This is a genomic window from Pseudoalteromonas sp. SG43-7 (assembly GCF_014164295.1).
GTDB lineage: Bacteria > Pseudomonadota > Gammaproteobacteria > Enterobacterales > Alteromonadaceae > Pseudoalteromonas > Pseudoalteromonas rhizosphaerae.
The window spans coordinates 1-373 of the sequence record NZ_JACJEY010000197.1 but is presented as its reverse complement, the minus strand read 5'-3'; the positions used below and the strand labels follow the sequence as shown (position 1 = coordinate 373).

Genomic DNA, 373 nt, shown 5'->3' with positions numbered 1-373 from the left:
GGCTGTTCAAGCTGTTGCTTGAGTGCTTGCTTTATACCGGATAACTTGAGTAGTTGAAGTTGCTGGTTAATGGTGTCTATCATGTTTGCATTCCTTAATGGTAATAATCTGTGCCACGTATGTTGCTATGTGTAATTGGCTTTTCTGGCTCTGTTTGCTGTGTGGGTAACGGTTGTTGATCCAACCCTTTCTTCAGCATCTGCTTTATTGATTTAAGTGTGGTCGTATTCATTATGATTGCGCGATAGCACGCTTGCTCAAGCCGCTCTTTTGAATAGATTTTAGCTAAACTTAACACCCCTAAACAGGCGCGATAAGCGTGCTCGGGGTGACGCCGTCCACTGAGCTGTAACTCAACAACTTGGTGGGTATA

1 protein-coding gene is annotated in these 373 nt (G+C 44.0%); it reads right to left on the bottom strand.

The genetic code is table 11. The features are described from left to right. Positions 1-94: 94 nt before the first annotated feature. The coding region (locus tag H5200_RS23515; protein WP_404936388.1) for a BTB/POZ domain-containing protein at positions 95-373 on the bottom strand (279 nt) is incomplete at its 5' end.